This window comes from Erythrobacter litoralis, from assembly GCF_029760855.1.
Lineage (GTDB): Bacteria > Pseudomonadota > Alphaproteobacteria > Sphingomonadales > Sphingomonadaceae > Qipengyuania > Qipengyuania litoralis_A.
The window spans coordinates 112,988-127,853 of sequence record NZ_SOSI01000003.1 but is presented as its reverse complement, the minus strand read 5'-3'; the positions used below and the strand labels follow the sequence as shown (position 1 = coordinate 127,853).

The window sequence follows — 14,866 nt, the reverse complement described above, 5'->3', positions numbered from 1 at the left end:
CGGAAGGGCAGCGCCTTTCGATCAAAACGCGCCGAAAGTCCAGCCCTCGGTTTGTGCGATCTCGGGCGTCAGGGCGGCGGGGTGCCAGCGGCGCGGGTCGTCGGCCACGGCGCGAAGCCATGCGGCGGCGAGCAAGGCGTCGGAGGAGTGGTCGTCGATGGGTCCCTCACCTTTCACGCGATTCGAGCCGAGCGCATCGAGCGCTTCGTTCAATGCCTCGTAGCTGCGCATCTTAGCGTGTGAAACTCTGCGTCGGGCCTCCATCGCGGCTAGGCTGGTGTAAATTTCGACGATGACGGAGCCGGTGCTAGGGAGGGGGGCGACCGGCCATACCGGCAGATGCCCACGCAGTTTGTTCAGCATCCGCATGCCAGTTAGGCTCGACTTGCCGACCTGCGCGGCGCCGACGAGGTTGAAGTTCGAATAAGGCTTGCATCCCTGTGCCGCCTGCGCGTGTTCGGTAACACGAAAGCGACCCCGGCCATGTGCGGCGGCGTCGCAGCGAAATTGGGCACCTTCCCTGCCGCCATGACGTCGAAAATAGGGGGCGAAATCGGGATGATCGGTGAAAGCGGTCGCCGAGAGATCGGTCTCTTCGGCAGAAACGTCATCGACCAAACGCCAGAGGGCGGGAGCGTCGGGAGGGCTGTCCGAAAGGCCGGGAAAATAGGCGCCGCAATCGGCATGAGGCAGCCCGATGCCGAGATCGAGACCGACGAGGGTGTTCGGCGGAAGGTCGTTGCGCAGGAAGGACAGAACCGCTTCGCGGCTCCATCCTCCGGGTCGGTTCAGCAAGAAGGGCGCCGCGCCTTTGGTATCGGCCAAGCCGAGCGCAATGCCTTTCTGTCGCGCGCCTTTCGCGCCGGACCAGTCTATGGCGAGGTAATGGGCGAACCTACCCACGCCCAGCGCGCAGCCCTTCCCAATACTCCAGCCGCTTCTTGACCTCGCGCTCGAACCCGCGATCGACCGGCGCATAATAGACCTGCGGCTCCATTTCGTCCGGCCAGTAATCGTCGCCGGAAAAGCCTTCCTCGGCGTCGTGATCGTAGGTGTAGCCCGAACCGTAGCCGATGTCCTTCATCAGTTTGGTCGGCGCGTTGAGGATATTCTGCGGCGGCATCAGGCTGCCGGTTTCCTTCGCGCTACGGAAGCTGGCTTTCTGCGCCTTATAAGCGGCGTTCGATTTGGGGGCGGTGGCAAGGTAAATACAGGCCTGCACCAGTGCCAACTCGCCCTCGGGGCTGCCAAGAAATTCGTACGCGTCCTTCGCTGCCATGCACTGCACCAGCGCCTGAGGATCGGCCATGCCGATATCCTCGACCGCCATTCGAATAAGGCGGCGCGCGAGGAAGCGCGGTTCTTCGCCCGCGGTCAGCATCCGGGCGAGATAATAGAGGCTGGCCTGCACATCGCTGCCGCGAACCGCTTTATGTAGGGCGGAGATGAGGTTGTAATGCCCCTCGCGGTCCTTGTCGTACACAGCGACACGGCGCTGCAGGAACGCACCGAGGGCGGCGGGATCGAGCGGCTCGCCGATTCTCGCGTTGTAGAGCGTCTCGGCCTGGTTGAGCAGGAATCGCCCGTCGCCATCCGCGCTCGCCACTAGGGCGTCGCATGCGGGGGCGGTGAGAGGGAGGGGGCCTTCGAGGTCCTCCGCCCGGTCCAGCAATTTACCCAGCGCCTCGCGGTCGAGGCGCTGGAGTATCAACACCTGCGCCCGGCTAAGCAGCGCGGCGTTCAAGGCGAAGCTCGGGTTTTCGGTCGTCGCCCCGACCAGTGTCACCGTCCCCCGCTCGACGAAGGGCAGAAAGCCGTCCTGTTGCGAGCGATTGAAACGGTGGATCTCGTCCACGAACAGCAATGTGCGCTGTCCGGCCTCCGCTGCTTTGTCGGCCGCCGCGAAAGCTTTCTTAAGGTCGGCGACGCCGCTGAACACCGCGCTGATGCTTTCGAAACGCATGCCGACGCTGTCGGCCAGCAGCCTAGCGATGGTCGTCTTGCCGGTGCCGGGCGGGCCCCACAGGATCATGCTCGACAGCCTGCCTGCCATGACCATCCGTCCGATCGCGCCCTCGGGTCCGGTCAGATGGTCCTGTCCGATGACCTCGTCGAGCGATGCCGGACGCAGTCGGTCGGCGAGGGGGGCATCCTCGCGCGGTTCGTCCTTGGGTCGTTCGGCGGGGACGGTTTCGGGAAAGAGATCGGCCATCGCGGAAATGTAGGGCGGGTGCCCGACTATTTCATCTCTTGCGTAAAAGCGCTCAAGATATATCTTGATACTGTGGTGTTATGGAGTCGAATTGATGGCACGCGAAGAATATAACGAATGGGAAGATCGCAGCAAACCGATCGAGGGGCGCATTTCTGATCGTCCGGAAGGCGAGGATTTCGACGTTGATATCGACGTCGATGTCGATGCCGACGAGGACCGCGATCATTCCGGCTTTCGCCAGCCCTTCGGTCGCCACGGTCCGTTCGGTCCGAACGGTGTGTTCGGCAAGGATGGCCCCTTCGGCCCTCGCGGGCCATTCGGCCCCGACGGTCCGTTTGGGAAGAAAGGCCCCTTCGGCAATAGCGAGGACTTCGTGCAAACCGGCTCGACCCACCACCGCAAACGCCGCAAACCGATGGTGCGGGGTGGCGAACTTCGTTTGGTCATGCTGTTCCTGATCGCTGAAGAACCGCGTCACGGTTACGAACTGATCAAGGAACTGGAAGAAATGACCGGCGGAAGCTGGGCGCCCAGCCCCGGCACAGTCTATCCCACACTCTCGCTGCTCGAAGACGAAGGCATGATCGATCACATGCCCGGCGACGATAATCGCAAGGCCTACCGCGTCACCGAGGCGGGCCTGCGCGAGATCGAGGATAACCGGGAGGAAATCGAGCGGCTTTTACGCAAGCTTGGCCGTCAGGCGGAACGCAAAGAAGAGCAGGCCGCGCCCGATTTGTTCCGTTCGCTCGGAAACCTCGCAGCCGTCCTGACCAATCGCGCCGCAACCGGGGGCTTCGACGCGAAATCGCGGACAGAGATCGTCGACATGATCGACGCGCTGGCGAAGAGGATCGAGCGGCTATAATCGGCCCTGGCTTGCGCCTTACGCGGCGTTCGCTAATTTGCTGCGTGAGGGTCGTTAGCGGGGGATAAACGCATGAGTAACAAGCCTTCACGAACACCGTGGCATGTATGGGCGGTGGGGATAGTTACACTGCTGTGGAATGCGATCGGAGCGAACGATTATACGATGACGCAGCTGGGCAACCGCGCGTATCTCGATGCGATGCAATATCCACCGGCGGGGCTCGCATACATTCAGGCGTTTCCCGCATGGGCGGTAGCAGGCTGGGCGTTCGGAGTATGGGGTGCGTTGCTCGGATCGGTGCTGCTTTTGTTGCGCCGCCGGCTTGCCTTGTGGGCTTTCGCAGCTTCACTGTTCGGTATGGCCATCGTTACGGTCTACGAAGCCCGCACCGCCAAGCCACCCGAAGTGGCGGCGTTGCAACCGGCGTGGTTTCCGATCGTTTTGTGGGGCATTGCAGTGTTTCTGCTCGTTTACAGTTGGTCGATGCGACGGCGGGGCGTCTTGCGGTGAGTCTTATCGTGAATTTCGGTCGATGATACGCAGGTACGTATCGACGACTGCCTGATTGATCGCATCCCAGCTGTAGGTGCGGCTTTTCACTTCACCGGCGGAGCCATGCCGGGCGCGCAGCGCGTCGTCCTCGCAATAGGCGGCAAGCGCATCGGCATAGGCGCCTGGCGTGCCGTCCGGCACAATGGCGCCGCTTCTGCCGCTCTCGACCAGCGAAGTGCTGCCCGTCGCCCCTGCCGCCACCACGGGTAGGCCGCTGGCCATAGCCTCCAGTGTAACGTTGCCGAAAGTCTCCGTGACACTGGGGTTGAAGAATAGGTCGGCACTCGCCAGCGCGCGGCCGAGATCGGCGCCGGCCTGAAAACCTACGAAAGTGCCGCCAGGCAAGGCTTTCTCGAACCACCCCCGCGCCGGCCCTTCGCCTATGACGAGCACGCGATGCGCAACGCCGCGGTTGCGCAGTTCGGCGATGGTGTCGGCAAAGACGTCCAGCCCTTTCTCCATGACCAGCCGGCCGAGAAAGGCGATCGCAATATCGTCGTCCGCGATGCCTTGCGTACGTCGCCAAGCCATGTCGCGGCGCGAGGGATCGAAGATGCCGCGGTCTACGCCGCGAGACCAGATCGATACGTCCTCGTTCATGCCCTGCTGTTCCAGCACGTCGACCATCGACTGGCTGGGCGTCACCAACGCGTCGCAGCGGCGGTAGATGCTGCGCAAGTAGCGTTCGACCAGCGGTTCGATGAAACCGAGCTTGTAATAGCGAGGATAGGTTTCGAACCGGGTATGCACCGATGCCAGCACCGGGAGTTGACGATCCTTCGCCCAGCCGACTGCGGCGCGCGAACTGAAATCGGGCGAGGCGATATGCAGCACGTTCGGCGCGAAGCGTTCGAGATCGCGTTTGACCGCGCCGGAAAGGCCAAGCGGGATACGATATTCGCTGCGCCCCGGGATCGGCACGGCGGGCAGGGAGACGAGGTCGCCAGTCGGCTCGAACGCGGGTTCGTCGGTCGTGGGCGAATAGACCCGCAGCTTCGCTCCGCGCCGCAGGAGATATTCCGCCAGTCGGTTGAGCGCCTTGTTCGCGCCGTCGAGCGTGATGTTGTAGTTCCCGCTGAACAGCGCGATGCGAAGGTCGGTCACGTCCATTGCGAGCGCGCCATAGAGCCGTGATCCTTCTTTGGCGAGAGCCAGGGTGGCCTGCGCTAACTCGGAACGAAACCGGCAAATTTCCTTTGGTTCGCCGAACCCTTCGTTTTCAACCGCTTCGCATTTTCGGCGTTGACTCGAAGCCGCGCCCCCCTAGTGCCGCAGGTGGGCCACGCGGTCCCAACGCCGCGCGAGCTCTCTGCAAGGAGAGAATACATGACTGCCGAACCTACGCTCAAGCCAGAGCGCCCTTTCTTTTCGTCCGGTCCCACGGCCAAGCATCCCGGCTGGGACATCACCAAGCTTAAAACCGAATCGCTCGGCCGCTCGCATCGCAGCAGCCTCGGCAAGTCGCGGCTGAAATATGCCATCGACCTGTCGAAGGAATTACTCGGCGTGCCCGATGATTACCTCGTCGGCATCATGCCGGCATCGGATACCGGGGCGCTGGAATGCGCGATGTGGACGATGCTGGGCGGCGGACGTCCGGCCACGGTCGCGGCATGGGAAAGCTTCGGCAACGTCTGGATCCAGGACGCGGTCAAGCAGCTCAGGCTGGCGAACCTGACCACGCTCGATGCCGACTATGGCGAAATTCCGGACCTCACAAGCATTCCACAGGACAACGACGTCGTCTTCACCTGGAATGGCACGACCAGCGGCGCGAAGATTCCCGACACCGACTGGCTTGCCGAAGGCCGCGCCGGGGTGACGATCAACGATGCCACCAGCGCAATCTTCGCGCAGGAGATGGATTGGGCGAAGCTAGATGCGACGACCTATAGCTGGCAGAAGGTTATGGGCAGCGAGGCGCAGCACGGCATGTTGATCCTCAGCCCGAAGGCGGTCGAGCGGATCGAAAGCTATGATCCCGAATGGCCGCTGCCCAAGCTGTTTCGCCTGAAGAAAGGCGGCAAGATCAATACCGCCATCTTCGAAGGCGCGACGATCAACACGCCTTCGATGCTGGCGACCGAAGATTATATCGATGCGCTGGAATGGGCGAAGAGCATCGGCGGGCGTACCGCCATGTTTGAGCGGGCCGATGCCAATGCCGAGGTACTGACCGACTGGATCGAGGCGACCCCGTGGCTGCGCAACATGGTCCCCGATCCGGCGAAGCGGACCAATACCGGCGTTTGTTTCGTGTTCCAGGGCGAGTGGTACGACAGCCTTTCTGATGAGGACAAGGCGGGCGTTCCGAAGAAGATCACGAAGATGCTGGAAGAGCGCGACGTCGGTTACGACTTTAACGGCTATCGCGACGCCCCGCCGTCCTTGCGCGTCTGGTGCGGCGGCACGGTGGAACAGGAAGACATCAAGCGTCTGCTGCCGTGGATCGAATGGGCCTACGAGCAGGTCAAGGACGGCTGAAGCTGGCGGCCTTTTCCCCCGTTCGCCCTGAGCTTGTCGAAGGGCTGCACTTCACTTCGGCGATGCAGCCATAAGCAAAGCAGTCCTTCGACAAGCTCAGGACGAGCGGACATTTCTCTGGAGCGATCCAATGACCAAACCCAAAGTTCTTATTTCAGACAAGATGGACCCCAATGCCGGCCGCATTTTCGAAGAGCGTGGCTGTGAAGTCGATGTGAAGCCGGGCATGACGCCCGACGAACTCAAGGCAGTGATTGGCGAGTACGACGGTCTCGCCATTCGCAGTGCGACCAAGGTCACGCCAGAAATTCTCGATGCGGCGACCAATCTCAAGGTAATCGGCCGCGCCGGGATCGGCGTCGACAACGTCGATATCCCCTATGCCAGCGGCAAGGGCGTCGTCGTAATGAATACGCCGTTCGGTAATTCGATCACCACGGCCGAACATGCGATCGCGATGATCATGGCCCTAGCCCGGCAAATTCCGCAAGCGGACAAGCGCACGCAGGCCGGCGAATGGCCCAAGAACGACTTCATGGGCGTCGAGGTCACCGGCAAGACGCTCGGCCTGATCGGGGCGGGCAATATCGGTTCGATCGTGGCATCCCGCGCGCAGGGCCTGCGCATGAAGGTCATCGCTTACGATCCTTTCCTCACTCCCGACCGGGCGGTGGAAATCGGAGTGGAGAAGGTCGATCTCGACACTCTGCTCGCACGCGCCGACTTCATCACACTACACACCCCGCTGACCGACGAGACGCGCAACATCCTCAGTCGCGAAAACCTCGCCAAAACCAAGCAGGGCGTGCGGATCGTCAACTGCGCGCGCGGCGGTCTGATCGATGAAGCGGCTCTCGCCGAAGCGCTGGAGAGCGGGCAAGTCGCTGGCGCGGCGCTCGACGTGTTCGAAACCGAACCTGCCAAGGACAGCCCGCTATTCGGCAAACCCGGCTTTATCTGCACACCGCATCTTGGCGCGAGCACGACCGAAGCCCAGGTCAACGTCGCGCTCCAGGTCGCCGAGCAATTGGCAGATTATCTCGTTAACGGCGGCGTCACCAATGCTCTCAATATGCCAAGCCTCAGCGCCGAGGAAGCGCCCAAGCTGCGCCCCTATATGGGTCTTGCCGAAAACCTCGGCAGCCTCGTCGGTCAGCTCGCCCACGGCAATCTGACCAAGATCAGCATCGAGCGCGAAGGCGCAGCCGCGGAACTGTCCGGCAAGCCGATCGAAGGCGCGGTGCTTGCTGGCCTGATGCGCGTCTATTCCGACACGGTGAACATGGTGAACGCGCCGTTCCTCGCGAAGGAGCGCGGAATGGATATTCGCTCGATCCGCCACGAAAAGGAAGGCGCTTACAGCACATTGCTGCGTGTCACGGTCGATACGGAGCAGGGCGAACGCTCGGTCGCAGGCACGCTGTTTGGAGCTGATGCACCCCGCCTGACCGAAATCTTCGGGGTGCGGATCGAGGCCGAACTGGAAGGCCACATGCTATATATCGTCAACGAGGACGCGCCGGGCTTCATCGGCCGGATCGGGTCTTTGCTCGGTGAAAACGGCATCAATATCGGTACCTTCCACCTCGGTCGCCGCGCGGCGGGCGGGGAGGCGGTGCTGCTGCTGAGCGTCGATCATCCTATCTCGCGCGATCTGGTGCAGCAGGCCTGCGCGCTTCAGGGCGTGAAGACTGTCATGCCGCTTTCGTTCTGACGCCCGAACCAGAACGGATGACCAACCAAGACGACCTCCTGCCCGTAGGCCTTGAGGATGCATTGCCTCGCCGGGCCGCTGCGATCACCAAGGCGATGCGCGAAATTCTCGATGCGATGGACGCGCATGGGTACGATCGCGTGCGCCCGCCGCTGGTCGAGTTCGAGCAATCGCTCGCCGGGAGGATGGAAGGCGTGGCGACGCGCCGGATGGTGCGCTTCACCGACCCCGAAAGTTTGCGCACGCTCGCCTTAAGAAGCGACATTACGGTACAGGTCGGGCGGATCGCAGCGACGGGGATGCGAGGTGCGGCGCGTCCGCTGCGTCTGTGCTATGCAGGCGACGTCGCGCTGCTCAAGGCGGACCAGCTCGATCCGGCTCGCCAGCGCCTGCAACTCGGGGCCGAACTGATAGGAAGCGACAGTGTGGCGGCAGCACGCGAGGCAGTGAACCTTGCTGTCGAGGCGTTGGAAGCCGCAGGCGTATCGGACATATCGGTCGATTTCACGCTGCCCGATCTTGTCGACACGCTGGCGGGGGATGCCCTGCCGCTGCCACTGGATCAGCGCGAGGCCGTGCGCCGCGAACTCGATACGAAGGATGCCGGCGGTTTGGTCACGGCAGGGGGCGAGGCTTACCTTCCCCTGCTATATGCTACCGGGCCGTTCGATGAAGCGGCACGCAAATTGAAGGACATCGATGCCGGCGGCGTTCTCTCAACCCGGCTCGACGGTCTGCGCGAAATTGCCTCCGCCATGCCCGACCGCGTTCGCCTCACCCTCGATCCGACCGAGCGGCACGGCTTCGAATATCAAAGCTGGTTCGGCTTCACCCTGCACGCGAATGGTGCACGCAACGCGCTGGGCCGGGGCGGCACATATGCGATCAAGGGGACCGACGAGCCGGCCACCGGTTTCTCGCTCTATATCGACCCGATCCTCGAAGTGCTGGACGGCGCCGAACCCGAACGCCGCCGAACATTGTTTCTTCCGTTAGACCACGATCGCGACGTCGCGGCGCGTTTGCGGGGCGAGGGCTGGCGAACGGTGGCTGCGATTACTGACAAACAGGCGCCCGAGCCACTCGGCTGTACGCATCGTCTTGCGGACGACGGTACAGCCGAACCTGTCTGATCAATTCTGTTCGCTAGGGTCCGGACCCATGCGGCCGTCCTTGCTGTCGAGGGCATCGATGCGGTTCATCTGATCGTCGGTCAGTTCGATCGAGATCGCCTTGAAGTTCGCTTCCTGATGCTCGCGGCTGGATGCCTTCGGGATCGGGCAGAGGCCGTGCTGGATATGCCAGCGGAGGACCACGGCGCTTGCCGGCTGGCCGGTTTCCTCGGCAATCGCCTTGATGGTATCGTTCGACAACCCGTCGCCTTGGCCGAGTGGGGACCAGCTTTGGGTCACGATGCCGAGTTCGTCGTGGACCTTGCGCAGTTCGCGCTGCTGGAAGCTCGGATGCAACTCGATCTGGTTCAGCGCAGGGGTGACGCCGGTTTCGTCGATGATACGGCGCAGGTCCTGCTCGCGGAAGTTCGATACGCCGATGGACTTGGCCTTGCCTTCGTCCCGCAGCTCGATGAGCGCCTTCCAGGTTTCGACATACAGGTTCTTGTCCGGACAAGGCCAGTGGATCAGCAGCATGTCTACGTGCTCGCGCCCAAGCCGGTCGAGGCATTTCTGCGCGGCTTTTTTCGTCCGTTCGTAACCCTGGCTCTCGTTCCAGATCTTGGTCTGGAGAAAGATATCCGACCATTCGCCGACGCCTTTGCCGACGCCGTCTTCGTTCTCGTAAATCGCGGCCGTGTCGATCAGCCAATAGCCGACGTCGATAGCGTTGCTTACCGCTTCGGACGCCTTATCGTTTTTAATCTGCCAGGTGCCGAAACCGAGCTGCGGGATTTGGCGATCGTCGTTGAGGTCGAGGGTGGGATAATCGGTCATAAATTCTCCTTTGGCTTCTCAATCCCGCAATCCCGCGATGTTTCCGCAGCTCCGCCTTGCCCTGTGCCTCGCCTGCGCCTAACCGCTGGCGCGTTTGTGCAGCCCTTCTAAAGAGCGAAGCGAGAATTCCCGATGGCCAATGTAACCGTGATCGGCGCCCAATGGGGCGACGAAGGCAAAGGCAAGATCGTCGACTGGCTGGCCAGCCGCGCCGATGCCGTGGTGCGGTTCCAGGGCGGACACAATGCCGGCCATACGCTGGTGGTGGGCGATACGACGTATAAACTTTCGCTGCTGCCGAGCGGGATCGTGACCGGCACACTGTCCATCATCGGCAACGGCGTCGTTCTCGACCCCTGGGCCCTGAAGGCCGAGATCGAGAAGCTTGAAGGGCAGGGCGTCGTCATCACGCCCGACAATTTCGCCATCGCCGACAATTGCCCGCTTATCCTGCCGATCCACCGCGACCTCGACGGCTTGCGCGAAGCGGCGGCGGGTACCGGCAAGATCGGCACCACCGGACGCGGGATCGGACCTGCCTATGAAGACAAGGTAGGCCGGCGCGCGATCCGGGTCTGCGATCTGGCCCATCTCGACAGTCTCGATCTGCAGCTCGACCGGCTTTGCGCCCATCACGATGCGCTTCGTGCCGGGTTCGATCAGTCCCCGGTCGATCGCGATGCGCTGCTATCCGAACTGTGCGAAATCGCGCCCTTCGTGCTGCAATATGCGCAGCCTGTGTGGAAGCGGCTGAAGAAGGTACGCAAGGCGGGGGCCAAGATCCTGTTCGAAGGCGCGCAGGGCGTGCTGCTCGACATCGATCACGGCACTTATCCGTTCGTCACCAGCTCCAACACTGTCAGCGGCACGGCGGCGGCGGGAAGCGGGCTCGGGCCGAACGCGACCGGCTTCGTGCTCGGCATCGTGAAGGCCTATACCACGCGGGTGGGCAGCGGCCCGTTCCCGACCGAGCTGGAAGACGAAGTCGGCCAGCGGCTGGGCGAGCGGGGCCACGAATTCGGCACTGTTACGGGCCGCCAGCGCCGGGTCGGCTGGTTCGATGCGGTGCTGGTGCGCCAGACCTGCTCGATCAGCGGTGTAACCGGCATCGCGCTCACCAAGATCGACGTGCTCGACGGGCTGGACGAGGTGAAGATTTGCACCGGCTATCGCCTTAACGGTCAGGTCTACGACTATCTGCCGAGCCATGCGGCGGATCAGGAAGCGGTCGAGCCAATCTACGAGACGATGGAAGGTTGGAGCCAGTCGACCGCGGGCGCGCGCAGCTATGCCGACCTGCCGGCCAATGCGGTGAAATACATCCAGCGGGTGCAGGAATTGATCGAAACGCCCGTCGCGCTGGTTTCGACAAGTCCCGAACGCGAGGATACCATTCTGATGCGCGATCCGTTCATGGATTGATTCCGCAGGCTGGGAGCGGGTAGCCTCGCCAAATGCTCCGGTTTGCTTTCTTGGCAGTGGTCTTTCTTGCCGCCCCCTCGGCGGCGAAATCCGGCGCGGGCCTTGCCGATTTCGTATTGGTCGACAAGTCTGACCGCATGCTTCAGGTCTATCGCGACGGTGTGGTAATTCACGAGATCGGTGGCCTTCAATTCGGCGATGCGCCGCTCGGTCACAAGCAATTCGAGGGTGACGAGCGGACGCCCGAGGGCCGCTATACGATCGACTTCGGCAACCCGCAAAGCCGCTATCACTTGAGCCTCCATGTCTCCTATCCCAATGCGGTCGACCGGGCACGAGCGAAGGGCGCCGGAGGTTCGCCGGGCGGGGCAATATTCCTTCATGGCCAGCCCAATCGCTTGCCGGAAAACCGTCGCATGCTGCGCGACTGGACGGACGGGTGCATCGCGCTGACGAATTCCGAAATCCGGCTGCTATGGAAAATGATCCCTGATGGGACGACTATCGAAATTCGGCCCTGAAGCCGGTTGACGACGACCGGCTTTGTTCGCATTTTGTTCTCAAAGAACAGGAGCGCGATTCGATGCAGGCCGATTTTTCCTATGATCCCGTGCGCGATGCCGCGGGCTGCCAACTCTCGGTCACCTTGATTGCCGATCGCGCAGCCATGCGGGAAGAGTTGAAGGACGATGCGCTGCAATCCGGATTTCGTATCCGGACCTGCGCCTCGTTTGCCGACTATGCAACCCGCGAGTTCGGCGGGGTGGGCGATCTCGTCCTGATCGACTGTGCGAAGGCCGATGCGGCGGTGATGGCAACCCTCTGCCGGATCGACGATCGTATCAAACGGGCCGGTTCCCAGCTCATCGTTACGACGACCATGGAAGCGCTCGATACGGTTTATTGCTGCCTGACGGCCGACAACGCTCAGGTGCTCGTCGATGCGGGGCGGGGGGAACGCATCATCGCGTTAGGCAGGGTTCTTGCGAAAATACCCAATCTGCATGTCCAGGAATTCGCCGCCGATGACCGGCTTATGCTGCTGCGATTGACCGAACAGGTCGAAAATCTGGCCAAGCGGATGGAGGCTTTGACGCCGGGACAGCGCGCAGGGGGCGGGGCGTTCATGTTCGCGTCCCCGGCCAATGCCTGGGCACCCGAGCCGACTTCGGAAGATCGGAAATTCAAACCGCGCCTGCCGAATGCGAAAACCATTCGCACCCTCATCCGGAACAGGCAATTACGCTCGCGCTTTTTCGACGGCGATTTGTTCGCAGACCCTGCGTGGGACATCCTGCTGGATCTCGCGGCGGCCCGTGCCGAAAACCTCGATGTCAGCGTTTCGTCCGTATGCATCGCCTCCGCCGTGCCTCCGACAACGGCGCTGCGATGGATCAGCCAGATGGTCGATAGCGGACTTTTGGTCCGTGTCTCGGACCCGTTGGACAAACGGCGCGCCCATGTCGCGCTTTCGGATAAAAGCGCCGAACTCATGGCCAGCTACTTCGCCGAAATCGGTGTCGAATCCTCAAGTGCGCGATTGCAGGTCGTCTAAGCGGGCGTGGGCATCCGGAGGACGACCGTCCGGCCGGGGCGATGCTCGTCTATCGATGCAAGCGATCCCCGTTCCGCATCGGCGCGTGCCATCGCCAATATTCGTGACGACACGTTAGCATCGTGGAGTATCGTGTCGGCAACGCCGAGTAGTCTCGCCTGTCTCAGGGTAAGATCATCGGGATCGTCACTAGCCAGAACGAAATCGTGAAATTCGGTTTCTGCTTTTTTCACCGCGTCCGAAAACCAGTCATCGATCCTGTCAGCGCTTTTTTCGTCGAGCGGATCGAGCGGACCGCCATATCCCAATGCCGCGTCCAAGGCCGCACGGCGGTCGTCGGCATTCGGCAGTTTCTGGCGAAGACGATTCTTCAATGCGTGCAACCCATGAGCGAGCGGGCCGAGCGTCTGGGGAAGGATATTTTCCAACCGCAGCCTAAGGTGTTTCGCCAGACCGGCCGACGCTCCGCCCGTACTTACCGCAACGAGGACATCCCCGCGTTCGAGAATACTGGGAAGGGTAAAATCGCACAGGTCGGGTCGATCGGCGACATTGACCAAGAGCCCCGCACGCCGCAGCCGGGTCGCTGCCGCCTCGGCTTGCCGCGCGTCATCGAGTGCGACGAAGGCAAGACGTGCGTGATGCGCTTCGGTTTCACCGCAAACCTCGCCGCCCGCCCGCTTGACCAGCCGCGCCTTCGCGTCCGCCATCGCACCCTCGCCGACGACGACGACACGTTTCCCCCCGATCCGGTGGAACAACGGCAGACTGTGGAGGGGTGCCGGATCGGTCAGTCGAGCCATTCCGGCACCCGCTCGGCATCCATGATCGCCGATGGCGCGATCCGATCGGCGACGACCGCGAAGCGATCACCATCGACCAGTACTTCCGCCACGAACCCGCGCGAATTGTAGCTCGACGCCATCGTCGCCCCGTATGCGCCGGCGGTGCGGAACACGGCGAGGTCGCCGCTGCTCAAAGCATCGCACTCGCGGTCCATCGCGAAGGTATCGCCGGTCTCGCAGATGGGGCCGACAATATGCGCGGTCATCCTGTCGCCGCTCGGGCTCACAGCGTCGAAATCGTGCCACGCGCCGTACATGGCAGGGCGCGCGAGGTCGTTCATCGCCGCGTCCACAATCACAAACGGCGGGCCGTTGCCGCTGCGCTTGGTGCGTACGACGCGGGTCAAGAGCACGCCGGCATTCCCGGCGATGACGCGGCCGGGCTCGAATGTCAGTTGTACGTCCCACCCCTTGGTCGCGCGCGCGACCATGGCGCCATACTCCACCGGGGAGGGGAAGGCGTCGTCCGCTTTATAGGGCACGCCGAGGCCGCCGCCGAGATCGACATGGGTGACCGAGCATCCCGCATCGCGCAATTCGCGCACCAGCGCGCCGACTTTGCCGAAGGCCTCTTCCATCGGCTCGAGCTCGCCGAGCTGGCTGCCGATATGCACGGCCACTCCGCGCATATGCAGACCGTTTTCCGCCCCCAGCCGCGCGTAAATTTCCGCGGCCCGGTCGATCGGCACGCCGAACTTGTTCTCGCGCTTTCCGGTCGAAATCTTCGCATGGGTGCGGGCATCGACGTCGGGATTGATGCGCAGGGCGCAGTCCGCTGTCTTGCCGAGCCGCTCCGCGATTGCGGCCAGCTCGTAACCCTCTTCCTCGCTTTCGACATTGAACTGGCCAATGCCGGATTCCAGCCCGTGCACCAGTTCGGCATGGGTCTTTCCGACACCGGAGAACACGATGTCCTCAGGCTTCATCCCCGCCGCCAACGCCCGGTCGAGCTCGCCGCCTGAGACGACGTCGGCTCCGTAGCCTTCCTTGGCCAGCACGCGCAGCACGGCGAGGTTCGGGTTCGATTTGACCGCGAACGCGATGTGCGGCGTGCCAAGCGGAGCAAGTGCTTCGCGAAACACACGGGCATGGCGGGTCAACGTGGCGCGCGAATAGACGTAGACCGGCGTGCCGACGGCCTCGGCAATGTCGGGCAGCGGTACGTCCTCGGCGTGCATCACACCGCCGCGAAGTTCGAAATGATCCATGGCCTGCGCCCTAATCGGCCAGCCTGTGTAACGCCAAGCAAACTCTGCTAC

General features: G+C 62.6%; 14 protein-coding genes. 8 read left to right on the top strand and 6 right to left on the bottom strand.

Translation table 11 applies throughout. The annotated features are described in order from the left end of the window. Positions 1-21 precede the first annotated feature (21 nt). Positions 22-909: a hypothetical protein gene (locus E3U23_RS06380; RefSeq protein WP_279350786.1), complete on the bottom strand. Its 888-nt coding sequence runs from the start codon at positions 907-909 to the stop codon at positions 22-24. Continuing rightward, positions 896-2,212 (bottom strand): replication-associated recombination protein A, encoded by a 1,317-nt coding sequence (locus E3U23_RS06375; protein ID WP_279350392.1) that lies wholly within the window; start codon positions 2,210-2,212, stop codon positions 896-898. Before E3U23_RS06375 ends, E3U23_RS06380 begins: the two co-directional genes overlap by 14 nt. A gap of 94 nt (positions 2,213-2,306) precedes the next feature. Here E3U23_RS06375 and E3U23_RS06370 point away from each other — a divergent pair, with 94 nt between their 5' ends. Both E3U23_RS06370 and E3U23_RS06365 read left to right on the top strand, forming a co-directional pair. After that, the gene (locus E3U23_RS06370) at positions 2,307-3,083 is read left to right on the top strand and encodes a PadR family transcriptional regulator (protein ID WP_279350391.1); all 777 of its coding nucleotides are present in this window, start codon (positions 2,307-2,309) and stop codon (positions 3,081-3,083) included. A 72-nt stretch (positions 3,084-3,155) separates the two neighbouring features. Beyond that, the gene (locus E3U23_RS06365; protein ID WP_279350390.1) at positions 3,156-3,596 is read left to right on the top strand and encodes a hypothetical protein; all 441 of its coding nucleotides are present in this window, start codon (positions 3,156-3,158) and stop codon (positions 3,594-3,596) included. Positions 3,597-3,599: 3 nt separating this feature from the next. Here E3U23_RS06365 and E3U23_RS06360 read toward each other — a convergent pair whose 3' ends face one another. Beyond that, positions 3,600-4,748 carry a glycosyltransferase family 4 protein gene (locus E3U23_RS06360; protein ID WP_279350389.1) on the bottom strand — a complete coding sequence of 383 codons (1,149 nt, stop codon included), beginning with the start codon at positions 4,746-4,748 and terminating at the stop codon, positions 3,600-3,602. A gap of 216 nt (positions 4,749-4,964) precedes the next feature. On the opposite strand from E3U23_RS06360, the gene E3U23_RS06355 reads away from it, so the two are divergent. From E3U23_RS06355 to E3U23_RS06345, 3 genes are all read left to right on the top strand, one after another. After that, positions 4,965-6,122: a phosphoserine transaminase gene (locus E3U23_RS06355; RefSeq protein WP_279350388.1), complete on the top strand. Its 1,158-nt coding sequence runs from the start codon at positions 4,965-4,967 to the stop codon at positions 6,120-6,122. Between the two features lie 130 nt (positions 6,123-6,252). Further along, positions 6,253-7,836, top strand: a complete 1,584-nt coding sequence (serA, locus tag E3U23_RS06350) for a phosphoglycerate dehydrogenase (RefSeq protein WP_279350387.1) — start codon at positions 6,253-6,255, stop codon at positions 7,834-7,836. A gap of 17 nt (positions 7,837-7,853) precedes the next feature. Beyond that, on the top strand, positions 7,854-8,969 hold the full coding sequence (locus E3U23_RS06345; protein ID WP_279350386.1) for an ATP phosphoribosyltransferase regulatory subunit: 1,116 nt from the start codon (positions 7,854-7,856) through the stop codon (positions 8,967-8,969). Here the strand turns inward: E3U23_RS06345 and E3U23_RS06340 are convergent, their stop codons facing one another. Continuing rightward, positions 8,970-9,785, bottom strand: coding sequence for an aldo/keto reductase (locus tag E3U23_RS06340; protein WP_279350385.1), 816 nt, complete (start codon positions 9,783-9,785; stop codon positions 8,970-8,972). A gap of 132 nt (positions 9,786-9,917) precedes the next feature. Here E3U23_RS06340 and E3U23_RS06335 point away from each other — a divergent pair, with 132 nt between their 5' ends. The 3 genes from E3U23_RS06335 to E3U23_RS06325 all read left to right on the top strand — a co-directional run bounded on the left by E3U23_RS06335 (position 9,918) and on the right by E3U23_RS06325 (position 12,762). Further along, positions 9,918-11,207, top strand: coding sequence for an adenylosuccinate synthase (locus E3U23_RS06335; RefSeq protein ID WP_279350384.1), 1,290 nt, complete (start codon positions 9,918-9,920; stop codon positions 11,205-11,207). Positions 11,208-11,239: 32 nt separating this feature from the next. Then, on the top strand, positions 11,240-11,728 hold the full coding sequence (locus E3U23_RS06330) for a L,D-transpeptidase family protein (protein WP_279350383.1): 489 nt from the start codon (positions 11,240-11,242) through the stop codon (positions 11,726-11,728). 62 nt (positions 11,729-11,790) lie between these two features. Next, positions 11,791-12,762 (top strand): MarR family transcriptional regulator, encoded by a 972-nt coding sequence (locus tag E3U23_RS06325; RefSeq protein WP_279350382.1) that lies wholly within the window; start codon positions 11,791-11,793, stop codon positions 12,760-12,762. Here the strand turns inward: E3U23_RS06325 and E3U23_RS06320 are convergent. Continuing rightward, positions 12,759-13,565, bottom strand: coding sequence for a precorrin-2 dehydrogenase/sirohydrochlorin ferrochelatase family protein (locus tag E3U23_RS06320; protein ID WP_279350381.1), 807 nt, complete (start codon positions 13,563-13,565; stop codon positions 12,759-12,761). The genes E3U23_RS06325 and E3U23_RS06320 overlap by 4 nt on opposite strands. Next, positions 13,553-14,815, bottom strand: a complete 1,263-nt coding sequence (lysA, locus tag E3U23_RS06315; protein ID WP_279350380.1) for a diaminopimelate decarboxylase — start codon at positions 14,813-14,815, stop codon at positions 13,553-13,555. Before lysA ends, E3U23_RS06320 begins: the two co-directional genes overlap by 13 nt. Positions 14,816-14,866 lie beyond the last annotated feature (51 nt).